Source organism: Salifodinibacter halophilus (genome assembly GCA_012999515.1).
Lineage (GTDB): Bacteria > Pseudomonadota > Gammaproteobacteria > Nevskiales > Salinisphaeraceae > Salifodinibacter > Salifodinibacter halophilus.
In genome coordinates this window covers 1-233 of the sequence record JABEEB010000792.1, presented here as the reverse complement: position 1 = coordinate 233, position 233 = coordinate 1, and the positions used below count along the sequence as shown (strand labels likewise).

The 233-nt window shown below is 76.4% G+C and carries 1 protein-coding gene; it reads right to left on the bottom strand.

What is annotated here, in order from left to right; genetic code table 11:
* Positions 1-233 (bottom strand): gamma-glutamyl-phosphate reductase (locus HKX41_13755; protein NNC25198.1); only part of this gene is annotated, 233 nt, incomplete at both ends.

The window sequence follows — 233 nt, the reverse complement described above, 5'->3', positions numbered from 1 at the left end:
GTGACGCCGTCGAGCGGGTCGGCCTGCGCGGCCACTTCGCGCAGGGCGGCGGCAATGGCGGCCAGACGCGGCGGGTCCAAGCGCAAGCGGTCGAGCATGGCGGCGCTGAGGCCGCCGGCTTCGCCGCGGGCGACGTCCTCGGCGTTGGCGGCGAGGATGGCTTCGCGTTGCGCGTCGAGTTGGTCGGCCATGGCTGCGATCAGCGCGGCGCGTTCGGCGCCGTCGAGCGCGGC